This is a genomic window from Pseudoduganella sp. UC29_106, from assembly GCF_044055365.1.
Lineage (GTDB): Bacteria > Pseudomonadota > Gammaproteobacteria > Burkholderiales > Burkholderiaceae_D > Rugamonas.
On sequence record NZ_CP171977.1, the window covers coordinates 7,230,531 to 7,252,148 of the forward strand.

The window sequence follows — 21,618 nt, forward strand, 5'->3', positions numbered from 1 at the left end:
GCGGCAGGCCCTGGATCGGGTGGGTCAGCATGGTGATGCCGTCGTAGCAGAATTCCGTGTCGTCGCTCGTTTTCGCGTGCGGCACCACCAGCACCGGCAACCGGTGGCGCGCGGCGAAGCTGACCAGCGGCCCGTGGTAGCCGGAGTCATGATCGGACAGCAGCAGCTTGCCCGGCTTGTGCTGCGCGAAATACCCCTCCAGCATGTGCAGCGACACCAGCTGTGACTGGTACAGGTTGCTCAGCTGGCGGGCCTGGCGTGCGCGGAAATCGGGCGTGGCGATATACGGCTGCAGCAACTGATCCAGGCACGCGGTCAGGGCCTGGTCCAGTTCCGCTAGCGGCGGCTGTTCACCATACAGGCGACGCTGGTCCGCCAGGCGCAGCAGGTTGGCGCGCGCCGTGGTTTCCAGCGTCACGCCCCAGTATTTCGGAATCAGGTCCAGGCTGCGTTTGCCGGCTGCCTGCAGCTCTGCGCTGAAGTAGGGGGCGTCGTAAAAACAGGTCGGGACGTGCGTCACGACATCCCAGCATTCGGTGGCCGGAGTCAGCGGATCGAGGTTCAGGACAACCGACGATTCATCCGGCCGCTGGCCGTAGCTTTGCGCCGCGAACGCGATGCGCCAGGTGCGCAGCTGCTGCAGCAGCAACAGCGCCGGCATGAAGGAGGGCCAGTAGTAGCTGGACGGGTTATCGTTCAGGAACACATGGACTTTGTGGTCCTTCAGCCTGGCCAGCACGTCGCGCCACAAGCCGTTGTACCAGTCGCAGGCAGTGAAAAAGTAGTACAGGTTCAGGTGCTGCCAGCCGAACAGCGAGGTGCCCGCCGGCAGCAAGCTGCCGACGGATTCCTGCAGTGCGCGCTCGAAGCTGTTGGCCTGGGCGTGGCCAGCCTTCACCAGCGCAGGATAGTCGGGGCAGGCATCCCACACGACCAGTTCCGTGTTGCGCAGCTGGCTGGCATTGATGGTGTCGACCAGGGTCGGGTCAAAGAACAGTACCCGGTATTTATCCAGCTTTTGCGCATATTCTTCCGCGATCGGGATATCGTAGGAAGCGGTGATGATCAGGATGTCGTCCATGCCCCGCCTGCGCTTAGCGTTTGATCACGAGGCCCTGGCCCGTCGGCAGCGGGAATACGCGGTACTTGCGGGCGTCGAACCAGGCGTCTTCGGCCATTTTCTGCAGGCGGTACTGGCCGGACCATTCATAGTCGTCCAGCACGACCATGCCGCCAGGCGTGACGCGGTCGAACAGCGCATCCAGCACGGCGATCTCGAATTCGGCGCTGTTCAGGTCAATGTGCAGGAAGGCGATCTTGTCCGGCGAATTGCCTTCCAGCGATTGCGGCAGCAAGCCCTTGACCAGGCGCACATTGTCGTAGCCGTCGAAGCGGGCCTGGATTTCCTTGAACAGGCCGTCCGCCTGCCCTTCGAAAGTGTGGTGCTCGACCGGGTTGTAGTCGTAGGTGTCGTAGCCCCAGAAAGTTTTGTTGAAGTTGTCCTTGCCGAAGTAGTCGACCACGGTCTTGATGCCGGTGCCGCGGTACACGCCGCATTCGACAAAGTCGCCTTCCACCTGGGCGCAGTGGTAGGCGGCGCAGGCCAGGATATAGCGGCGCCACGCGATGGCGCGGTCGGCGTCGTTCTGGGTGTTCGATTCCCAGGCCTGGACAAAGGCCTTGTCTTCGAACGGCGAGTTGCTCTTGCCCCAGGTGAACAGGTTGTCGCCCAGGTAGGTACCCGGCACGCACAACGCGCGGGCTTCCTCCATCAGCTGGTAGAAGCGGGCCGGATCGGTCAGGCCCCAGACGGTGCGCACCATGAAGTTGATGACGCGCTCTGGATTTTCGATCGGGGTGTGGGCCGGCAGTTTCATGGTCTTTTCTTTCGGTGCAGTGGTCGTGATGGCTGGCGCGGCGGGAGTCTTCACCACCGAACGCAGGGCGTTTTCCATATGGCGCACGAAGCGCGGGCTGTCGAACAGGATGCAGTTGCTGCGCGTGTCCTGCAGGTGCTGCTTCATGGCGGCGATGCGCTCCGGCTGGGCTGCCAGCTGCACCGCGGTGTCTTCATATTCCTGCAGCGAATGGGTAATCAGTTCCGGCAGGCCGACGGCATGCAGGAGGCTGCCCGCCATGCGCGCGCAGAACGTATTGCCCGCCACCGTCAGCAGCGGCAGGCCGGCCCACAGGGCGTCGCTGGCTGTGGTGCCGGCATTGAAGGGCAGGGTGTCCAGGAACAGGTCGGCCACGCCGTAGCGCGCCAGGTAGGCGGACGGGGTGGCGCGCTCGGCGAAATAGATGCGCTGCGGGTCCACACCCAGCCGCTGCGCCTCGGCGCGCAGGTTGTCGCGCACCACCTGGTGGTCGGACACCAGCCACAGCACGCTGTGCGGTACGCGCTGCAGGATGCGCATCCAGGCCGAGAACACGTCTTCCGTGAACTTGAAGTTGTTGTTGAAGGAGCAGAACACAAAGGCATCGTCCGGCAGGCCGACGTCGGCGCGCGTCGGGCGCGGGCCGATTTCGCGCTTGCGGTCGTTGATCTGGAAGCATTCCGGCACATACAGCGGCTGTTCACTCATGAAGGGCGCCAGATGTTCCGGCAGCACGAAGCGGTCGGCGATCACATAGTCGATGCAGGGCAACGCGGTGGTGCCCGGGAAGCCCAGGTAAGTCAATTGCACCGGCGCCGGGCGGTAGGACAGGATGTTAGGGCGGGTACCCAGCGTCAGCCCGTGCAGGTCGATCAGCACGTCGATCTCGTGGGCGCGGATGCACTGCGCCGCTTCCTCGTCCGTCATGGTGTCGATGCGGATATAGTGGTCCATGGCGGCCTTGACGCGGGCGCGCAGCGGCGTGCCGTCCTCGCGCGTCCAGGAGAAGGCATAGACTTCAAAATGCTGGCGGTCGTGCAGTTCGTACAGCTCCGCCGTCAGGATCGACACCGCATGCGAGCACAGGTCGGACGACAGGTAGCCGATGCGGATGCGCTTGTGCTGGTAGCCTTCGGCCGGCGCCAGTGCCGGCTCGACGGGGGGGATCACTTTCTCGGCCACGAAGCGGCGCGCCGCCTCCAGCTGTACCTGCGGGTCGTCGGAGGCGCTCAGCATGGCCAGCGCTGAAGTGGCATCTACCATTTCCTCGTGCGTGATGCCGGCAATGGGAGCAAACACCGGCCACTTGCACTGCTTTTGACGCAAGTGGATCACGTGCGTCAGCACCTTCGGCTGATGCGGATCGAGCGCCAGGCTCTTCATCATCATTTCTTCGGCCAGCGGCAGGTTCTTGTTGTTCTCCAGTACGCGGCCTAGGTTGTTCAGCGCCTGCACATGAAACGGGCGCTCGCTGGGCACATTAGGATTGGCCAGGGCTGTAGCCTGGTTCCAAACGGCGATGGCGTCGATGACCTGGCCCTTGCGCTCGAGCAGGGTGCCCAGGTTCATGTGCGCTTCGATGAATTGCGGATTCAGCTCGATGGCGCGGCGGTAGCAGGTTTCGGCGCCATGATCGTCGTTCAGGTTGGCCAGGGTCACGCCCAGATTGAACAGCACGGCGTAGGTCCCAGGCGATTGCGTTTGGTCCAGCCATTGGCGGAACAGCGCCACCGATCGCTGGCCGCGGCCGGCCTCGGTTTCGGCGGCGGTCACGGAAAACAGCTCGACGATGGGCAGGGCGCCGAGCGTGCTCAATTGCAGGGCCTGCTCGTAGGCGGCGCTCAGGTCATTGCGTTGCAGGGAAGTTGCCAGCTGCGCCAGCAGTTGTTGCGGGTTGTGATCCGGCTTTGTGCTCATGATGTGTTCTCAGTGGACTGGACCGGCGCCAGCCGATAATTTTCCCCAAGCAACTATTTTAAACCGAAACGGCGAGGTTTTTGCTCTCCGGCGCCACTATAGCGCAGATGTTTTCGTCCACGTGTATCATCGGTGTCTTACTGCCTCGACAATACGCGCCATGCTCCAGACTCCCCCGGGGTTCAGCCCCCTGCTGACGGCCGCCGACAGCGCCGAACCGCTGACTTTCCTGTTTCACCGCGAGCGTCTGCTGCTGCGGGAGTCCGATCTCAGCCTGCCAGCGGCCGAAGTGCTGGCCGCCGCCGGCCTGCTGCCGACCGAAGCCCATCCGCTAGGTATGTGGCAGGAACGCTATTGCCAGGCCGCCTGCGCCCAGCACGACACGCCGCCTGCGCCCGGCTACGCCTACGTCGGCCTGCGCTCCCTGTTCGGCAATGTGGACGACGGCTTTGTCGGCCTGGCCGGACGCGCCTTCCAGATCGCCGAGTGGGCGCGTACCCACCGCTTCTGCGGCGCCTGCGGCACGCCGATGGCGCGCGCGGCGGGCGAGCGCGCGTTCAAGTGCCCGTCCTGCGGCCACACGGCTTACCCGCGCATCTCGCCGGCGATGATGGTGCTGATCCGCAAGGGCGATTCCGTGCTGCTGGCCATGCACGCCCAGTCGCCGTACAAGCGCTACACGGCGCTGGCGGGCTTCCTGGAGGCCGGCGAGTCGGTTGAGGAAGCGATTCACCGCGAGGTGGAGGAGGAAGTGGGTCTGAAAGTGCATAACTTGAAATATTTCGGCAGCCAGAGCTGGCCTTTCCCGCATTCGCTGATGATCGCGTTCACGGCGGAATACCTGTCCGGCGAGATCCGCGTGGACACCAACGAGATTGCCGAGGCGCGCTGGTTCGGGCCGGACGATGAATTCCCCAGCATTCCGCCGGGCGTTTCCATTGCCTCGGAGCTGATCCGGGCTCACCGGCCGGAGCGCCGGTAAAGGCGCGCCTTTCACTGTATACTGGCGGATTGTTTCTTTTCGCACCGAATATCATGTCCCATAACGCAGAATTCACCGAACAAGACTGGCGCCGCTTCCTCGCGAGCATTGGCGAGGACCCCGACCGCCCGGGCCTGCACGAAACGCCGCATCGCGTGGCCAAGGCCTGGAAGCAGTGGACCGCCGGCTATGAGCAGGACCCGGTTGATCTGCTGAAGGCCTTCGAGGATGGCGCCGAGCAGTACAACGAACTGATTTTGGTGAAGAACATCCCTGTGTACTCGCATTGCGAGCACCACCTGGCGCCGTTCTTCGGCAAGGCCACGGTCGGTTATGTCCCGAATGGCAAGATTGTCGGCCTGTCCAAGCTGACTCGCCTGGTGGACTGCTTCGCGCGCCGCCTGCAGGTGCAGGAGCGCATGACGATGCAGATCGCCGAAGCGCTGATGCAGGTGCTGGACCCGAAGGCCGTGGGCGTGATCGTCAAGTGCCGCCACCTGTGCATGGAAAGCCGCGGCATCCGCACGCCGGGCGAAGAAACGGTGACTTCCGCCATGCTGGGCGAACTGCAGCCCAACCTGGCGATGCGCACCGAATTCCTGGCCATGGCGCGGGACTAACGCAATGGGTGGCGCGATCGAGTGGGTGGAGGGCGGTTTTGACGCGGCGATGGAGCTGGCCCGATCGGCCGGCCGTCCTGTGTTCCTGTACTGGGGCGCCGTGTGGTGCCCGCCGTGCAACCGGGTCAAGTCTGAGATCTTTGCGCGCGACGAGTTTGTCGACGCCACGCGCAGCCTGGTTTGCGTGCAGCTCGATGGCGACACGCCGGGCGCCCAGCAGCTGGCTGCGCGCCTGAAGCTGCGCAGCTACCCGACACTGGTGATGGTCCGCCCGGATGGCAGCGAGATCACGCGCCTGCCTTGCGAACTCGATGGCGAACTGTTTACCGAAGCGCTGATGGCGGCGCGCTTTGCCGCGTACACGGCCGCCGAATCGCTGGCCGCTGCGCTGGATGGCACGCGCGTACTGTCCGCTGCCGAATGGACGCTGCTGTCCAACTATTCCTGGGATACCGATGAGGGCGTGCTGCTGGGCGGGCGCGACCTCGGCGTGACCCTGGCGACCTTGTCGCAACTGGCTTTCTCGGCCGCCACTGGCGAAGCAGCTGCCGCTGCGGCGCAGATCGGCGCCGCCTCCGACCGCCTGCGCCTGCACGCGCTGGTGGCGCAGGCCGGCCGCGTGCCGGATGCTTCGGCCACCGAATTCCTGCTGCGCGTGTTCCGCGATGCGGCACTGGCGCGCGCCAATATGGACATCCTCGGCAACAGCGGCCACCAGCTGGTGCGCGCCGCCACTGCGCAGCATGCGGAGCTGGCAACTGCGCTCGCGCTGGCCGCGCAGGCCTGGGCGGACGATATGTGGCTGTCCGTCGCGGATCGCCTGACGGCTGTGCGCCTGCAGATGCGCATGGGGCGCATGGACTTTGCGGCTGAAGGCTTGCCGGCGCTGGTGCGCTCGCGCGTTGAAGCTGCGCTGGCCGAAGTGGACGATGCCTTTGCCCGCCACACGCTGGTCAACACCGCCGTCAGCGCCCTGAATGACGCCGGTCTTGCCGCCGATGCGGAAGCCCTGCTGCAGGCGGAGGCTCCGCGCGCGCATTCGCCTTACTACTTCATGCTGTCGCTGGCCGGCAGCGCCAAGCGCCGTGGCGACGCGGCCGGCATGCTGTCCTGGTACGAACAGGCATGGCGCAATGCCGTGGGCGCCTCTACACGCATCCAGTGGGCCGTGACTTACCTGAGCGCGGTGATCGACTCGGCGCCTGCCGACGCTGACCGCATCGAAGCCGCGTCCACCGCCATCGCCGCCGACTTCACTGCCGCCGGCGCCGATGCCTACGCCCAGCGCAACCTCACCCAAGCCGCCAAACTGCTCGCCAGACTGAACGCGCTCCCGTCCCCCCGGCGGCGGCGCTTCCGCCCTGCACGGGCAGCTGGTCCAGGGTATCCAGCCAGCCTGATCACCCTGGACTGCACGCATGGAGGGTGCCATTCTGTTTTGAGTCAGTCACTCATTCCGTCTCATTTGGGGTCCTCATTCTGTCTCGTTTCTTCTCATTCCGTCTCGTTTTGCCTAGGACTGAAAACGAGACAAGATGAGGAGAAACGAGACGGAATGAGAAGGGCAAACGAGACGAAATGAGTGACCGGCTCGGGAGCGAACAGGCATACACATGGCGCCCAGGCGGCGCCGGCACGACTAGCCGAGCTTCAGGAGATCGGCCAGCCAGTCGACGAAGACGCGCACGCGCGGCGAAAGCTGCTTGTTGTAGATGATGGAGACGGGCAGCGGCGGCGCGCGGTGCGTCGGCAACACCTCTTCCAACTCTCCTGAGGCGAGCATAGGATCGAGGCCGCAGCGCGGCATCTGGGCCAGTCCCAGGCCCGCGAGACAGGCGGCAACGTAGGCTTCCGTGCTGCCGACAGAAACGCGGCTGCGCAGCGTGAGCGTCTGCACGGCGCCGTGATCGTCCACATATTCCCAGGGCAGGTCGCGTCCCGTTTGCGATGAAAAGAAGTTGACCGCATAGTGGGACTGCAGATCCGCCAGCACCTGGGGGCGGCCATGCTCCGCCAGGTACTCGCGCGAGGCGCAATTGATTTGCTCCATGCTGCCCAGCGGCCGCGCGATCAGCGTCGAATCGCGCAGCGTGCCCACGCGCACCGCGCAGTCGATGCCTTCGCCGACGATGTCCGCAAAGCGGTCGTTCGAGTTCACGCGTACATCGATGTCCGGGTACAGCCTGCAGAATTGCGGCAGGGCGGGGATCACGGTCAGGTGGGCGAGGCGCGCGGGCATGTCCACGCGGATAGTGCCGGACGGTTTGCGGCCGGCGCCGACAAACAGGCCGTTGATGTCCTCCAGGTCGTTCAGCAGTGCACGACAGCGTTCCAGATACAGCATGCCCTCCACCGTCAGGCTCACCTTGCGCGTAGTGCGCTGGAGCAGGCGCACGCCGAGCTGCTGCTCGATGGCCTGCACGGCGTTGGTGACGCTGGGGCGCGGCAGGTCCAGCTGCTCGGCCGCCTGGGTGAAGCTGCGGGCGTCGGCCACGGCTTGGAAGATCTGCATGGCGCGGATCTGATCCATTGTTATCTCTAGCCGAACAAAGATGTAAGTAAAACGGCATTTATTGCCGCAATCGATAATAGCACAATGGTCTCCATCAACAACCTCCCTGGAGATCAGCAATGCAAACCCGCAAACTTGGCAAGACCGGTCCTGAAGTCGCGCAACTGGGCCTCGGCCTGATGGGCATGTCCGACCTGTATGGCCCGGCTGACCACGCCGAAAGCATCGCCACCATCCACGCCGCGCTGGACGGCGGCGTCACCCTGCTCGACACCGGCGATTTTTACGGCATGGGACACAATGAAATGCTGCTGGGCGAAGCGCTGCAGGGCCGCCGCCGCGACCAGGTGCAGATCAGCGTGAAATTCGGCGCGCTGCGCGATCCGGATGGCGTCTGGCTGGGGATGGACAACCGTCCCGCCGCCGTGAAGAACTTCGCCGCGTATTCGCTGAAGCGCCTGGGCGTCGAGCACATCGACATCTATCGCCCGGCGCGCCTGGACCCCAATGTGCCGATCGAGGAAACCGTGGGTGCCATCGGCGAACTGGTGAAGAAGGGCTATGTGAAGCACATCGGCCTGTCCGAAGTGGGCGCCGACACGCTGCGCCGCGCGCACAAGATCCACCCGATCGCCGATCTGCAGATCGAATATTCGCTGATCTCGCGCAGCATCGAGAACGGTTTGCTGCAAACGGCGCGCGAACTGGGCATCGGCATCACGGCCTATGGCGTGCTGTCGCGTGGCCTGATCAGCGGCCACTGGAGCAGGCAGCGCGAAGGCGAGAAGGATTTCCGCGGCGCGGCGCCGCGCTTCCAGGGCGAGAACCTGGAGCGCAATCTGGCCCTGGTCGAGCGCCTGCGCGAGATTGCACAGGGACTGGGCGTAAGCGTGGCCCAGGTGGCGATTGCCTGGGTGGCGGCGCAGGGGCAGGACATCGTGCCCCTGGTCGGCGCCCGCACCCGTCAGCGCCTGCAGGAAGCGCTCGGCGCCAACGCCGTCATGCTGAGCCGCGCGGACCTGGAGCGCCTGGAACTGGCCATCCCTGCCGGGGCGGCAGCAGGGGCGCGCTACAACGAGCACGCAATGGCCTCGCTGGACAGCGAACGCTAAGCCGCAAATAGCTCCGCCGCGAAGTCCACGAACGCCGTGACCTTGGCAGCGCGCTGCTGGCGCTGCTGGTAGAGCGCATGCACCACGGGGCCGTCGGCCTGCCAGGGCTCCAGCAGCGGCACCAGTTCGCCGCTGCGCAGCGCGTCCGCCACCGACAGCGACATGAACTGGCCGATGCCCGCGCCAGCCTTGCACATCTCGATCAGTGAATCGACATGGTCAAAGGTGGCGCGGGCGCGCGGCGTGAAGCTCTCGGCGCCGGCAAACTGCCACACACGCAGCCGGCGCGATTGCGGCGAGAGGAAGCCGAGGCAGGGATAATCCGCCAGCGCGGACGGGTCGGCGGGCGCACCCAGCTCGCGCAGGAAGGCAGGCGACGAGCAGCACACCCAGCGCGTTTGCAGCAGCGGCCGCGCCACGAGCCGCGCGTCCGCCACTTCGCCGATGCGGATCAGCACATCCACGCCTTCCTCCACCATATCGACCATGCGGTCGCTGGCGGTCGCGCGCAGCGAAACTTCGGGATACTGCGCCAGGAAGCGGGGCAGGGCGGGGGCTACGTAGAGCCGCGAGATCAGGCCCGGCATATCGACGCGCAGCGTGCCGCTGGGCGTGTCGGCCGCATCATGCATCGACGATTCCAGCTCCGCCACGTCCGCCAGCAGCCGCAAGGCCTGTTCATAGCAGGCGCGCCCTTCGCCGGTGAGGGACATGCTGCGTGTGGTGCGGTTCAGCAGCTTCACGCGGAAGTGGGATTCCAGCCCCGCCACCTGCGCCGTCACGGAGGACGTAGACATGCCCAGCCGCTCAGCCGCCCGGCTGAAACCGCCCGCTTCCACCACCGCGCAGAACACGCGCATCGCATCCAGCCTGTCCATAACTGCCCCCTCAGCAGCGATTATCCACGTTTCCTGGATTCTGTTTGCGGTGCCGGCCCGTTTTTCCGCCGGCGCGCCGCACCTACACTGGGCTCATCGAAAACCACGGAGCCTCACCATGAAAGCAATGATCCTCACCGCCCACAATGCGCCGCTGGCGCTGGCCGACATTGAACGCCCGCAGGCTGCGCCCGGCCAGGTGCTGGTGCGCGTCCACGCCAGCGCCGTCAATCCGCTGGATACCAAGATCGCCGCCGGCAAAGCTGCCCACGCGCAAATGCCGCTCAACGCCATCCTCGGCATCGACATGGCCGGCGTAGTGGAAGCCGTCGGCGAGGGCGTCAGCGCCTTCCAGCCCGGCGACCAAGTCTTCGGTATGACGGGCGGCGTCGGCGGCCACCAGGGTTCGCTGGCCCAGTACCAGGCGGTGGACGCCGCCCTTCTGGCGCACAAGCCGCGCAGCATCGGCATGCGCGAAGCGGCCGCGCTGCCGCTGGTCTTCATCACCGCATGGGAAGGCCTGGTGGACCGGGCCCGCGTCAGCCCCGGCAAGAAGGTGCTGGTGCATGGCGGCGCCGGCGGCGTAGGCCACATGGCGGTGCAGATTGCGCGCGCCTTCGGCGCCGAAGTGTGGGCCACGGGCGCGCCCGCATCGCGCGACATCATCGAAGGCTATGGTGCGACCTTCATCGACTACAGCAGCGAAACGGTGGACGACTATGTGGCAAGCCACACCGCCGGCGAGGGCTTCGACATCGTCTTCGACAACGTCGGCGGCCAGACGCTGGACAATTCCTTCCGCGCCGCCCGCCTGTACCACGGCCATGTGGTCAGCGCGCTGGGCTGGGGCACGCATGCACTGGCGCCGCTGTCCTTCCGCGCCGCCACCTACTCGGGCATCTTCGCGCTGCTGCCCCTCCTGTCCGGCAAGGGCCGCGCCGCCCATGGCGCCATCCTGCGCGAGGCGGCCCGGCTGGTGGACGAGGGCAGGCTGAAGCCGCGCCTCGACCCGCGCCGCTTCACGCTGGCGGCAGCCAACGATGCGCATACAGCACTGCTGGACGGCAGCGCAAGGGGCAAACTGGTAGTCGATATCGAATAAGCAGCCACGCAACACCGGTGAACGATTTTCGCGCAGCATCTCCTGAACAGACGGTATGCTTCTCCCATAACAAGAGGAGACATCAAGCATGAATAATCTGTCGTTCAGGCAGAAGCTGTGGATTCCGCTCGTCTGCAGCCTGCTGTGCATTGCCGCCATCTTCATCTACGACGCCATCCAGATCCGCAATCTGCGCGTCAGCGAGCGCATGGCGGACCTCTCCAATATCGACGACGCCGGCATCGGCGTGCTGAAACTCTACGGCGAGCGTGCCGCCTCCGGCGCCATGACGAAGCAGGCCGCCCAGGCCGAAGCCATCGCCGTGATCAAGAACATGCGCTATGCGAAAGATGGCTATATCACCATCGTCACCGGCGAGGGCGTATCGCTGATGAATCCCGTCAAGCCTGAAACCGACGGCAAGAATGTGCTGGACTTCAAGGACCCGAACGGGACCTATCTCTACAAGGACATCGTGCGCACAGGCGCCAGTGCGGAAGGCAAGGGCTTCGTCAGCTACCACTGGGCGCGGCCGGGCAGCACCGAGCCGGTGCCGAAAGTCAGCCGCGTGGCGCATTACCAGCCCTGGGACTGGAACCTCGTCACCGGCGTCTATACCGACGATATCGACGTGGCCTTCCGCCGCCAGCTGCTGCAATCGGGTGTCGTGCTCCTGGTCGTGGTCGGCATCCTGGCCGCGATTTCCAGCATGATTAACCGCAGCCTGCGCCACACCATCGGCGGCGAGCCGGAATATGCCGGCGAGGTCGCTGCGCGCATCGCTTCCGGGGACCTGAGCGTGGCAGTCGATACCCATGCCAACGACAAGGGCAGCGTGCTGTATGCGATGAAGTCCATGCAGGCCAGCCTGGCCGCCACCATCGGCGAAATCCGCCACAGCGCGGACACCATCGCCACCGCGTCCGCCGAAATCGCCAGCGGCAATATGGACCTGTCGGCGCGCACCGAATCGCAGGCCAGTTCGCTGGAGGAGACGGCGGCCTCGATGGAGGAGCTGACTTCCACCGTCAGCCAGAACGAATCCAACGCCCACCAGGCCAACCAGCTGGCGAAGACGGCTTCCGAGGTCGCGCAGAAGGGCGGCGCCGTGGTATCCGAAGTAGTGTCCACAATGGCGACCATCAACGCTTCCGCCACCCGCATCGTGGACATCATCTCCGTCATCGACGGCATCGCTTTCCAGACCAATATCCTGGCGCTGAACGCCGCCGTGGAAGCGGCGCGCGCCGGCGAGCACGGACGCGGCTTCGCGGTCGTGGCCAGTGAAGTGCGCAGCCTGGCGCATCGCAGCGCTTCCGCCGCCAAGGAGATCAAGGCGCTGATCGACGATTCGGTGGGCAGCATCGAGGCCGGCAGCGCGCTCGTAGCGCAGGCCGGGACGACGATGGAGCAGGTGGTGGCCAGCGTGTCGCGCGTGACCACCATCATGGGCGACATCACGGCCGCCTCCAGCGAACAGTCCACCGGTATCGGCCATGTGAACCAGGCGATCACGGAAATGGATTCGGTCACGCAGCAGAATGCCGCGCTGGTGGAGGAAGCTGCTGCGGCGGCGGGCGCCATGCAGGAGCAGGCCGCTCACCTGGCCGAACTGGTCAGCCGCTTCAAGCTGGGCGCCGGAACGCACGCGGCGGCAGGCGCCCGTCCAGCATCGCGCAGCAAGGCGCTGGCGATCCGCTCCGCTTAATTCGATTCGGCCGGGGACTGCGGCGCCGCGGGCGCTGCCGCCCCTGCCTCTTCCTGGTAGTACATCTTGTCGGCGCTGGCGTGGTAGGTGCCGATCTTCTGGCCCAATGGGTCGCCGCCGGTACCGAGCAGGGAGCAGGTCTGCGTCTCGACCTGCCATACCTGCTTGCCTGAGCGCAGCGACCAGTGATTGTCCCCGCCGGCAAACAGCTCCACTTCCGTATCTTCCAGCGGCAGTTCGGCCAGCGCGATCTGGCGCTGGCAATCCGGCATGCGCGTCGCCATCAGCGTATAGCGCGCTTCCTCGCTCCAGAAATAGTCCTGCTGGCGGCGCACGGTGAGGGTGTGTTCCTGGCTGGTGTCCGCATAGAAGGTGGCGGAATCGTTGTAGCAGCCGGCGAGCAGCAGTGGCAGAACGAAGAGGATCTGGCGCATGGGCGTCGTGGTCACGTGTGAGGAACTTGCGGTCCATTATAAAGGCACACGATTGCGCGGGGGTGCGCCAGTGAAATATCGGTTGGGATACACTCATGCAAAACAATAGCGATCAGACAATACTCTCATGCCGCGTACTGCCATCATCGATGACCTGAATTTCCGGCGCATTCTGGGCCGGAACATCACGCTGCCGCTGGCCGCGGGCGTGGTCACGGCCGGCGTGTTCGTCGCTATTTTCGCCTACCTGCTGAACGCCCTGGCCTGGGTCGAGCACAGCGAGCGCGTGATCGCCCAGGCCAACGAGCTGCGCACGCTGACGGTGGACATGGAATCCGGCATGCGCGGCTACCTGCTGACGGGCGAGGAAACCTTCCTCGCGCCCTACAAGCTGGCGCGCCCCAAGATCGGCACGTCCATCGACGCGCTGGCCGAACTGGTAGCCGACAACAGCGACCAGGTCAGGCGGCTGAAGAATATCCGTGTCCAGCAGCAGCAGTGGGAGCAAAACGCACAGGAAATGATCGCCGCCCGCCGCAGCAACGGCGATTACCTCGGCATGACCCGCTCCGGCCGCGCCAAGGTCGATTTCGACGAGTTGCGGCGCCAGTTCGATGACTTCATGCAGGTGGAGCGCCGCGTGCGCGACCAGCGCACCACCGAGGCGCGCAGCGTCACTTATTTCACCGTGGCCGGCTTCCTGGCGCTCAGCCTCGTGATCAGCGGCCTGCTGGCCTGGTTCGGCCGGCGCGATCTGCTGCGCCTATCATCCATCTACAGCAAGGCGCTGCACGAGCAGGACCTGCACGCGGAAAAGCTGGCGCACCAGGCCTGGGTGCGCTCGGGCCAAAGCCAGCTGGCGGAGCAGGGCATCGGCCAGATGGCGCTGCCCCAGCTGTCCACCACCCTGCTGCGCTTCCTGGCACGCTACCTGGACGTGGCCGTGGGCGCGCTCTATGTGCGCGAGGAGGATGGCACGCTGCGCCGCGCCGCGGCCTATGGTTTCAGCAGCGAGGATGAGGAGCATGGCAGGGTGCTCAAGCCGGAGGAGGGCATTGCGGGCCAGGCTGTGTCCACGCGCCGCCTGGTGCACATGAAGGACCTGCCGTCCGGCTATATCAAGGTCAGTTCCGCGCTGGGCGAGGGCATGCCGCTGGAGCTGATCGTCCTGCCGGTGGACAGTGACGGCGAAGTCAATGGCGTGGTGGAGCTGGGCTTCCTGCGCCCCGTCGGCGAGCGCGAGATCGATTACCTGAATCTCGTGGCGGGAAATATCGGCAATGCCATCGAGGCCACGCTGGCACGCCAGCGGCTGGCCGCCGTGCTGACCGAGACCCAGCAGCTGAACGAAGAACTGCAGGTGCAGCAGGAAGAGCTGCGCACCGCGAACGAGGAACTGGAAGAGCAGTCCCGCGTGCTGGAACAGTCGCAGGTCAACCTGGAGAACCAGAAGGCGGAACTGGAACAGACCAATGACCGCCTGGCCGAACAAGCCATTGTGCTGGATCAGCGGAATGAGTTGCTGGCCGAAGCGCGCGCCCAGCTGGAGGAGCGAGCGCGCGACCTGGAGAAGGCCAGCCAGTACAAGTCCCAGTTCCTGGCCAATATGTCGCACGAGCTGCGCACGCCGCTGAATTCGGCGCTGATCCTGGCCAAGCTGCTGGCCGATAACGAGCAGGGCAACCTGAACGAGGAGCAGGTGCGCTTCGCCAGCACGATCTACTCGTCCGGCAACGACCTGCTCAACCTGATCAACGATATCCTCGACATCTCCAAGGTCGAAGCGGGCAAGCTGGAGCTCTCGCCCGAAGAATTGCCGCTGCAGCGCGTGATCGACAATCTCTCGCAAGTGTTCGATCCGCTGGCGCGCCAGAAGGGTCTCGATTTTGTGATCGACGTGGAACCGGGCGTGCCGGAATCCATCTATACCGACGCACAGCGGCTGGAGCAGATCATGAAGAACCTGCTGTCCAACGCGCTGAAGTTCACGGACGAGGGCAAGGTGCTGCTGCGCGTGTCCGCCGCCGCCAGCGGGCAACTGAGCTTCATGGTGCAGGATACCGGCATCGGCATCCGCCCGGATCAGCAGGATGCGATTTTCGGCGCCTTCCAGCAGGCCGACGGCACGCCCAGCCGGCGCTATGGCGGCACCGGCCTGGGCTTGTCCATTTCGCGCGACCTTGCCACGCTGCTGGGCGGGGCGATCAGTGTCAAGAGCACGCCGGGGCAGGGCAGCGTGTTCACGCTCACGCTGCCCGTGCAATGGGCGGCGCCGCCGCCCCCCGCTTCAGCGCCGGGGGCCAGCATCGGCATTTCCGCTTCCTTCGCCAATGACGCGTCTCCTGCCGACGCTGGCCAGCGCGCCGCCATGATCGACGCGGCCACCGGCGCCGCCTCCACCCGCTCCGCCGCCGATGCTCCCCTCCGTCCGTCCGCCGCCGCGCTTGCCGCTGGCGCCGGCACTGCGGCCAGCGCGCGCACAGCGACGGGCCCTCTGGCGGCGATCGAGGGCGCAAGAGCCGCCGAAACGCCTGCCCCAGCCGCCCGCCCCTTCGACGACGACCGCGGCCTCCCGCCGCCGCCCGAGCGCCTGGTCCTGGTCATCGAAGACGAACCGAATTTCGCGCGCATCCTGTTCGATCTCGCCCACGAAAAGGAATACCGCTGCCTGGTCGCTTTCAACGCCGAAGAGGGCCTGCAGCTGGCCGAAGAACAGCAGCCAGCCGCCATCCTGCTCGACATCCGGCTGCCCGACCGCTCCGGCCTCTCCGTGCTGCAGCTGTTGAAGGAAAATCCGAAAACTCGGCACATTCCGGTCCACGTGGTTTCCGCCGCCGAGCATGGCGAAGCGGCCCTGCACCTGGGCGCCATCGGCTATGCCAAGAAACCGGCCACGCGTGAAGAACTGAAAGGAGTGTTCAGTCGCCTGGAACAGAAGTTCACGCAAAAGGTCAAGCACATCCTGCTGGTGGAAGACGACGACCGCCAGCGCGACAGCGTGGTGCAGCTGATTTCCGATGAAGATATTGACATCCAGGCCGTCGCCAGCGGCCAGGAAGCACTGACGCTGCTGCATGCGAATGTCTACGACTGCATGATCATCGACCTGAAGCTGCCGGACATGCAGGGCAAGGAACTGCTGGAGCGCATGAGCAAGGAGGGCATTGCGTCCTTCCCGCCGGTGATCGTCTATACGGGCCGCAGCCTCACGCGCGAAGAGGAAGCCGACCTGCACAAGTACTCGCGCTCCATCATCATCAAGGGTGCGCGCTCGCCGGAACGCCTGCTGGACGAGGTCACGCTCTTCCTGCACAAGGTCGAATCCGAGCTCTCCAGCGAGCGCCAGAACATGCTGAAGGCCGTACGCAGCCGCGACCGCGTGTTCGAAGACCGCCGCATCCTGCTGGTGGACGACGATGTGCGCAACATCTTCGCCCTCACCAGCGCTCTGGAACAGAAAGGCGCCATCGTGGAAATCGGCCGCAACGGCTTCGAAGCGCTGGAAAAGCTGGACAGCGTGCCGGACATCGACCTGGTCCTGATGGACATCATGATGCCGGGCATGGACGGCCTGGAAGCCACGCGCCGCCTGCGCGCCGACCCGCGCTTCGCGCGCCTGCCCGTCATCGCCATCACCGCCAAGGCCATGAAGGACGACCAGGAGCAGTGCCTGGCCGCCGGCGCCAGCGACTACCTGGCCAAGCCGATCGACCTGTCGCGCCTTTACTCCCTGCTGCGCGTGTGGATGCCCGCCATGGACAGGGTGTAAGCCATGCACAAGCCCCATCACAGCGATACGGAAATCGAGCTGAAACTGCTGATGGAGGCGATTTACCTGAAGTACAGCTATGACTTCCGCGACTATACGCTGGCATCGCAAAAGCGCCGCGTACTGCATGCGATGCGCGAACTGGGCTGCGCCACCATCTCGGCGCTGCAGGAGCGCGTGGTGCACCAGCCGAAGGCGTTCAGCGAACTGCTGCAATACCTGACGATTCCCGTTACTGAAATGTTCCGCGACCCCGGCTATTACGCGGCCCTGCGCGAGCACGTGATACCCGTGCTGCGCACCTATCCCTCGCTGAAGATCTGGGTGGCAGGCTGCAGCACGGGCGAGGAAGTGTTTTCGCTGGCCATCCTGCTGAAGGAGGAGGGCCTGCTGGAGCGCAGCATCATCTACGCGACCGACATCAACCCGAAGTCGCTGGAAAAGGCGCGCAAGTGCATGTTCCCGCTCGAGAATATGCGCGCCTACACGCAGAACTACCAGCAGGCGGGCGGCAAGCGCGCCTTCTCGGACTATTACACGGCCGCCTACAACGCGGCCCTGTTCGACCGCTCCCTGTGCGAGAACGTGACCTTTGCGGATCACAGCCTTGCAACGGACACGGTCTTCGCCGAAACTCAACTCATAAGCTGCCGCAACGTGATGATCTACTTTAAAAAAAAGCTGCAGGAGCGCGCGCTGGGACTGTTCCACGAATCCCTGTGCCACCGCGGCTTCCTCGGCCTGGGCAGCAAGGAAAGCATCGATTTTTCCAGCTATGCACGGCACTTCGAGCCCATTGTGAAACGTGAACGCATTTTCAGGAAACTGTGATGGACAAGCAGCCGTCGCTGGAAGAAGCAGTGCAGGGGCGGCAGCCGGAGGCGGTGATCATTGGCGCCTCCGCCGGGGGGGTAAGCGCCCTGCTGCAAATCCTGCCTGCCCTGCCGGCAAGCTACCGTTTGCCGGTGGTGGTGGTCCTGCATGTGATGGCTGGCCGCCCCAGCCAGCTGGCCGAGGTATTCCAGCAGCGCATGGAAATGAAGGTGGTTGAAGCGGGCGACAAGGACGAGTTGATTCCGGGTACTCTTTACTTTGCGCCGGCAGGCTATCATTTGCTTCTGGAAGCGGAGGGCGCGGTTTCGCTCAGCTGCGATCCGCCGCTGCACTTCGCCCGGCCTTCCATCGACGTCGCTATGGAGTCGGCGGCGGATGCCTATGGTCCGGAGCTGGTGGGCATCCTGCTGACGGGCGCGAACGACGATGGCGCGCACGGGCTGGCGGCCATCGGGGAGGCGGGCGGCCTGACCGTGGCGCAGGACCCTGCGGAAGCGGAAGTGGATGTGATGCCCCGGCGTGCGATTGAAGCGCGCAAGCCGGACCTGGTGCTGCCGCTGGCGGAAATCCAGCGGCTGCTGTTGATGCTGGAGAAGAGTGATGGTGAATGAGCCTGTCAATGTTCTGCTTGTTGACGACCTGCCGGAAAACCTGCGTGCGCTGCACGCCCTGATCCGGGCGGATGACCGCGTGGTCCACCAGGCCACGTCGGGCGAGCAGGCGCTGGCGCTACTGCTGGAGAACGAGTTCGCGCTGGCGATTGTGGACGTGCAAATGCCCGATATGGATGGCTTCGAATTGGCGGAGCTGATGCGCGGGATGGAAAAGACCCGCCATATCCCGATTGTGTTCGTCAGCGCGGCGGGGCGCGAGCTGAATTACTCGTTCAAGGGCTACGAGGCCGGCGCGGTCGATTTCCTGCACAAGCCGCTCGACCCGGACGCGGTGAAGTCCAAGGTCAATGTATTCGTGGACCTGCACAAGCAGAAGCAGGAAGTACGGCGCCGCGTGGAGGAGCAGGTGGCCATCGTGCGCCAGCTGCATGCCACGCAGGAAGAGCTGCAGCATGCGCTGAAGGCGCGCGACGATTTCATGTCCCTGGTGGCGCACGAGCTGCGCACGCCTTTGAATACGCTTTATCTCGAAACCCAGATGCGCAAGATGCAGCTCTCCATGGGCAAGGCCGAGGCGCTGGACCCGGACCAGCTGCAGCGCATGGTTGCGCGGGACGAGCGGCAAATCCACGCGATGATCCGCCTGATTGAGGATATGCTGGATGTGTCGCGCATGCGCAGCGGGATGCTGTCGATCCGTCCCTGCGATATGGACCTGGCGGCGATGCTGGCGCGCGTGGTCAGCGATTTGTCGCGCGCGGCGACCGAGGCGGGCAGCACGCTGGTGCTGAATGCGCCGGCGCCCGTTAACGGCTGCTGGGACGAGTTCCGCATCGAACAGGTGATCGTGAACCTGCTGACCAATGCACTGCGCTATGGCGGCGGCAAGCCGATCGAGATCCGCCTGTCGTCGGACGGCAAGTCGGCAGTCATCGAGGTGACGGACCAGGGCATCGGCATCCCCGAGGATGTCCAGCCGCGCATCTTCGAGCCTTTCGAGCGCGCGGCAGCCAACGAGGCGCCTGCCGGCCTGGGGCTGGGCCTCTATATTTCGCGCCAGCTGGTGGAGGCGCATGGCGGCACGCTTTCCGTGCGCAGCAAGCCGGGTGAGGGCTCGGGTATTTACAGTAGTGTTGCCGCGGGAGGCGCCCTGATGGCGCGGCCGGCGGGAACGCGGCTGGCGCCTGCCCGGCGCGGCGACCATATCCGCGCTTCGGACTTGCAGCATTCGGTGCTGCGCCTGGTGTCGCTTGCGGGCGACTTCTGCGGCGTTATCGACGACAACACCACCTTCACCGAGCAGCGCCAGATCCTGCGCCGCACGCACAGCCTGCTGAACCTGTCCGTGTGGCTTGACCGCGCTGCCGACATCGGCCTGGCGCCCAGCCAGCCTCGCGTCAGCGCCGCGCACGTGAACGGGGCGGTGGACTATGCCTTGTCCGCATACGCCCGCATCGCCGGCCTGGCCGACAGGCTGGCCTTCATCGATGTGCTGCTCGATTTCTTCCAGGCCGTGCTGTCCGGCGAAGGCGAGCGCATGGTCGCCGCCGCGCGCCAGCTGCGCGCCGTGTCTGACTCCGCCTCGTCCCGCGCCGCAGGCAGCGCCGCCATCGCCGCTGACTCAACCGGCGCCGCCGTTGCAGATGCGGCCGGGCCGAGCGGCGCCGTCGCCCCGCCCGCGCGGCGTCCGCTGCCGCCCCTGCCCCTGCTGGCCCCCTACCGCCTGGCCGACTTCCACCGCCGCGACTGGGAAGTCGGCGAATACGTGCTGCTGCCGATCCGCGGCATGCGCTCCCCCGAGCTGGCCGCCGTGCAGCAAACCGTCCCCGAAGTGCGCAACACACCAAAATCCGTCGCCCTGCTGGCCAAGGCCGCAGCGCTGCCGACGGTGCCGGAGCAAGCCATCGTCACGCCCCAGATCCTGCACTCCACCCACGACGACGGCGCCAAGCTGGCCGCCCTGACGCAAGACGAAGTGCTCGAATTGAAGGCCAAGGCCCCCGGCGTGCGCGTGCTGCCGCTGGTGATCTACGAAACCACGCGGCGGCCGATGCTGGAGATCAGCCCCCTGTTCAAGCAGGTCAAGGCCAAAGCCGCCAGGCTTGAGGTGAAGATCGTCCGCGATACGGACGGTGCGCCCGTGCAGGGCGCCCACGTGGTCGCCTTCACCAACTTCGAGCAGCGCGCCGGCGCCGAAGCCACCAGCGACGCGGGCGGTATCGCCAGCCTGGCAATCGACGCCAACCGAATGCTGGACGTGCTGCTGATCTACGGCCCGTCCGGCTACTGGGGCCTCTACAAGACAAAGGTCAAGCTGCGCAACGGAGCGAAGGTCGAGCTGAAGGCCGTCGACCTGAAGGAAGACGACTACCTTTCGCGCCTGTACGGCAAGAAGCCCGCGGATGCGGGCAAAGGTGTCACCGTCGGCATCATCGACACCGGTGTCGCGCTCGACCACCCGGACCTGAAAGTCGCCGGCGGCGCGGCCTTCGTGGTGGCGGAAAACGACGCCGGCGGCCCGGGGCCGGCAGCGGAGGAGGGCGAGCATGGCAGCCACGTGGCGGGCATCGTGTCCAGTCATGGCAAGGCGCCAACGGGCAAGCGCGGCGTGGCGCCCGGCGTGAAGCTGATGAGCTACCGCGTCTTCCCCAACGCGGGCGGCGGCGCCACCAATTACGACATCATCCGCGCCATCGACCGCGGCGTAACGGACGGCTGCGACCTGCTCAACATGAGCCTGGGCGGCGCCGAACGCGATGAAGCCGTGCGCGAAGCGATCAAGGATGCTTTCGACAAGGGCACGCTGTGCATCTGCGCCACCGGCAACGATGGACGCGGCCCGGTCAACTACCCCGCACGCTGGCCGGAATCGGTCAGCGTGTCCGCTATCGGCCGCAAGGGCAGTTTCCCCGAAGATTCCAGCGAAGCGATGGATGTGCAGGAACCCTTCGCGCCGAAGGACAAGGAAGTGTTCGTGGCCGGCTTTTCCAATATCGGCCCGGAAGTGGACCTGACCGGGCCGGGCGTGGGGATCGTGTCCACCGTCCCGGGTGGCGCCTACGCCGTGATGAGCGGCACGTCGATGGCCACGCCGGCCGTCACCGGCGCCGCCGCCGCGCTGCTGGCGCAAAACCCGAAAGTGCTGGCGATGCCACGCGACGGCAAGCGTTCGATTGAGATGCTGAAGGTGATCAACGGCGACGCGAAAAGCCTTGGCCTGGCGCGCGAGTTTGAAGGGCTGGGATTGCTGGACTAAACT

At 65.4% G+C, this 21,618-nt stretch carries 15 protein-coding genes; 11 read left to right on the forward strand and 4 right to left on the reverse strand.

The window, feature by feature from the left end:
• Positions 1-511: 511 nt before the first annotated feature.
• Positions 512-1,105, forward strand: coding sequence for a hypothetical protein (locus tag ACHMW6_RS35845; RefSeq protein WP_395404480.1), 594 nt, complete (start codon positions 512-514; stop codon positions 1,103-1,105).
• Here ACHMW6_RS35845 and ACHMW6_RS35850 read toward each other — a convergent pair.
• Positions 1,095-3,794, reverse strand: a complete 2,700-nt coding sequence (locus tag ACHMW6_RS35850; RefSeq protein ID WP_395404482.1) for a tetratricopeptide repeat protein — start codon at positions 3,792-3,794, stop codon at positions 1,095-1,097. The two genes, ACHMW6_RS35845 and ACHMW6_RS35850, sit on opposite strands and share 11 nt — an antisense overlap.
• A gap of 160 nt (positions 3,795-3,954) precedes the next feature.
• Between ACHMW6_RS35850 and nudC the strand changes: the two genes are divergently transcribed.
• From nudC to ACHMW6_RS35865, 3 genes are read left to right on the forward strand one after another with little or no spacing between them, the layout of a single operon-like run.
• The gene (gene nudC, locus ACHMW6_RS35855; RefSeq protein ID WP_395404484.1) at positions 3,955-4,776 is read left to right on the forward strand and encodes an NAD(+) diphosphatase; all 822 of its coding nucleotides are present in this window, start codon (positions 3,955-3,957) and stop codon (positions 4,774-4,776) included.
• A gap of 53 nt (positions 4,777-4,829) precedes the next feature.
• Positions 4,830-5,396 (forward strand): GTP cyclohydrolase I FolE, encoded by a 567-nt coding sequence (gene folE, locus ACHMW6_RS35860; protein WP_395404486.1) that lies wholly within the window; start codon positions 4,830-4,832, stop codon positions 5,394-5,396.
• 4 nt (positions 5,397-5,400) lie between these two features.
• Positions 5,401-6,978 (forward strand): thioredoxin family protein, encoded by a 1,578-nt coding sequence (locus tag ACHMW6_RS35865; protein WP_395404487.1) that lies wholly within the window; start codon positions 5,401-5,403, stop codon positions 6,976-6,978.
• Between the two features lie 57 nt (positions 6,979-7,035).
• On the opposite strand, the gene ACHMW6_RS35870 is transcribed toward ACHMW6_RS35865, so the two are convergent.
• The gene (locus ACHMW6_RS35870; protein ID WP_395404488.1) at positions 7,036-7,926 is read right to left on the reverse strand and encodes a LysR family transcriptional regulator; all 891 of its coding nucleotides are present in this window, start codon (positions 7,924-7,926) and stop codon (positions 7,036-7,038) included.
• A gap of 101 nt (positions 7,927-8,027) precedes the next feature.
• Between ACHMW6_RS35870 and ACHMW6_RS35875 the strand changes: the two genes are divergently transcribed.
• Positions 8,028-9,020 (forward strand): aldo/keto reductase, encoded by a 993-nt coding sequence (locus tag ACHMW6_RS35875; RefSeq protein WP_395404490.1) that lies wholly within the window; start codon positions 8,028-8,030, stop codon positions 9,018-9,020.
• On the opposite strand, the gene ACHMW6_RS35880 is transcribed toward ACHMW6_RS35875, so the two are convergent.
• Positions 9,017-9,898 (reverse strand): LysR family transcriptional regulator, encoded by an 882-nt coding sequence (locus ACHMW6_RS35880; RefSeq protein WP_395404492.1) that lies wholly within the window; start codon positions 9,896-9,898, stop codon positions 9,017-9,019. The genes ACHMW6_RS35875 and ACHMW6_RS35880 overlap by 4 nt on opposite strands.
• A 118-nt stretch (positions 9,899-10,016) precedes the next feature.
• Here ACHMW6_RS35880 and ACHMW6_RS35885 point away from each other — a divergent pair, with 118 nt between their 5' ends.
• A complete protein-coding gene (locus tag ACHMW6_RS35885) occupies positions 10,017-11,000 on the forward strand; it encodes a zinc-dependent alcohol dehydrogenase family protein (protein ID WP_395404494.1) in 984 nt (327 codons plus the stop codon).
• An 88-nt stretch (positions 11,001-11,088) separates the two neighbouring features.
• Complete coding sequence (locus ACHMW6_RS35890) at positions 11,089-12,708, forward strand: methyl-accepting chemotaxis protein (RefSeq protein WP_395404496.1); 1,620 nt, start codon at positions 11,089-11,091, stop codon at positions 12,706-12,708.
• On the opposite strand, the gene ACHMW6_RS35895 is transcribed toward ACHMW6_RS35890, so the two are convergent.
• Positions 12,705-13,142, reverse strand: a complete 438-nt coding sequence (locus tag ACHMW6_RS35895; RefSeq protein ID WP_395404498.1) for a hypothetical protein — start codon at positions 13,140-13,142, stop codon at positions 12,705-12,707. The two genes, ACHMW6_RS35890 and ACHMW6_RS35895, sit on opposite strands and share 4 nt — an antisense overlap.
• A 127-nt stretch (positions 13,143-13,269) precedes the next feature.
• Between ACHMW6_RS35895 and ACHMW6_RS35900 the strand changes: the two genes are divergently transcribed.
• Genes ACHMW6_RS35900 through ACHMW6_RS35915 form a run of 4 tightly spaced genes read left to right on the forward strand, consistent with a single transcriptional unit; the run spans position 13,270 to position 21,615 of the window.
• Positions 13,270-16,911: a response regulator gene (locus ACHMW6_RS35900; RefSeq protein ID WP_395404500.1), complete on the forward strand. Its 3,642-nt coding sequence runs from the start codon at positions 13,270-13,272 to the stop codon at positions 16,909-16,911.
• Between the two features lie 3 nt (positions 16,912-16,914).
• Positions 16,915-17,742 (forward strand): CheR family methyltransferase, encoded by an 828-nt coding sequence (locus ACHMW6_RS35905; protein WP_395404502.1) that lies wholly within the window; start codon positions 16,915-16,917, stop codon positions 17,740-17,742.
• Positions 17,742-18,356, forward strand: coding sequence for a chemotaxis protein CheB (locus tag ACHMW6_RS35910; protein ID WP_395404504.1), 615 nt, complete (start codon positions 17,742-17,744; stop codon positions 18,354-18,356). The genes ACHMW6_RS35905 and ACHMW6_RS35910 overlap by 1 nt, the downstream gene beginning before the upstream one ends.
• Positions 18,346-21,615 (forward strand): S8 family serine peptidase, encoded by a 3,270-nt coding sequence (locus ACHMW6_RS35915; RefSeq protein ID WP_395404506.1) that lies wholly within the window; start codon positions 18,346-18,348, stop codon positions 21,613-21,615. The genes ACHMW6_RS35910 and ACHMW6_RS35915 overlap by 11 nt, the downstream gene beginning before the upstream one ends.
• The last annotated feature ends 3 nt before the right edge of the window (positions 21,616-21,618 follow it).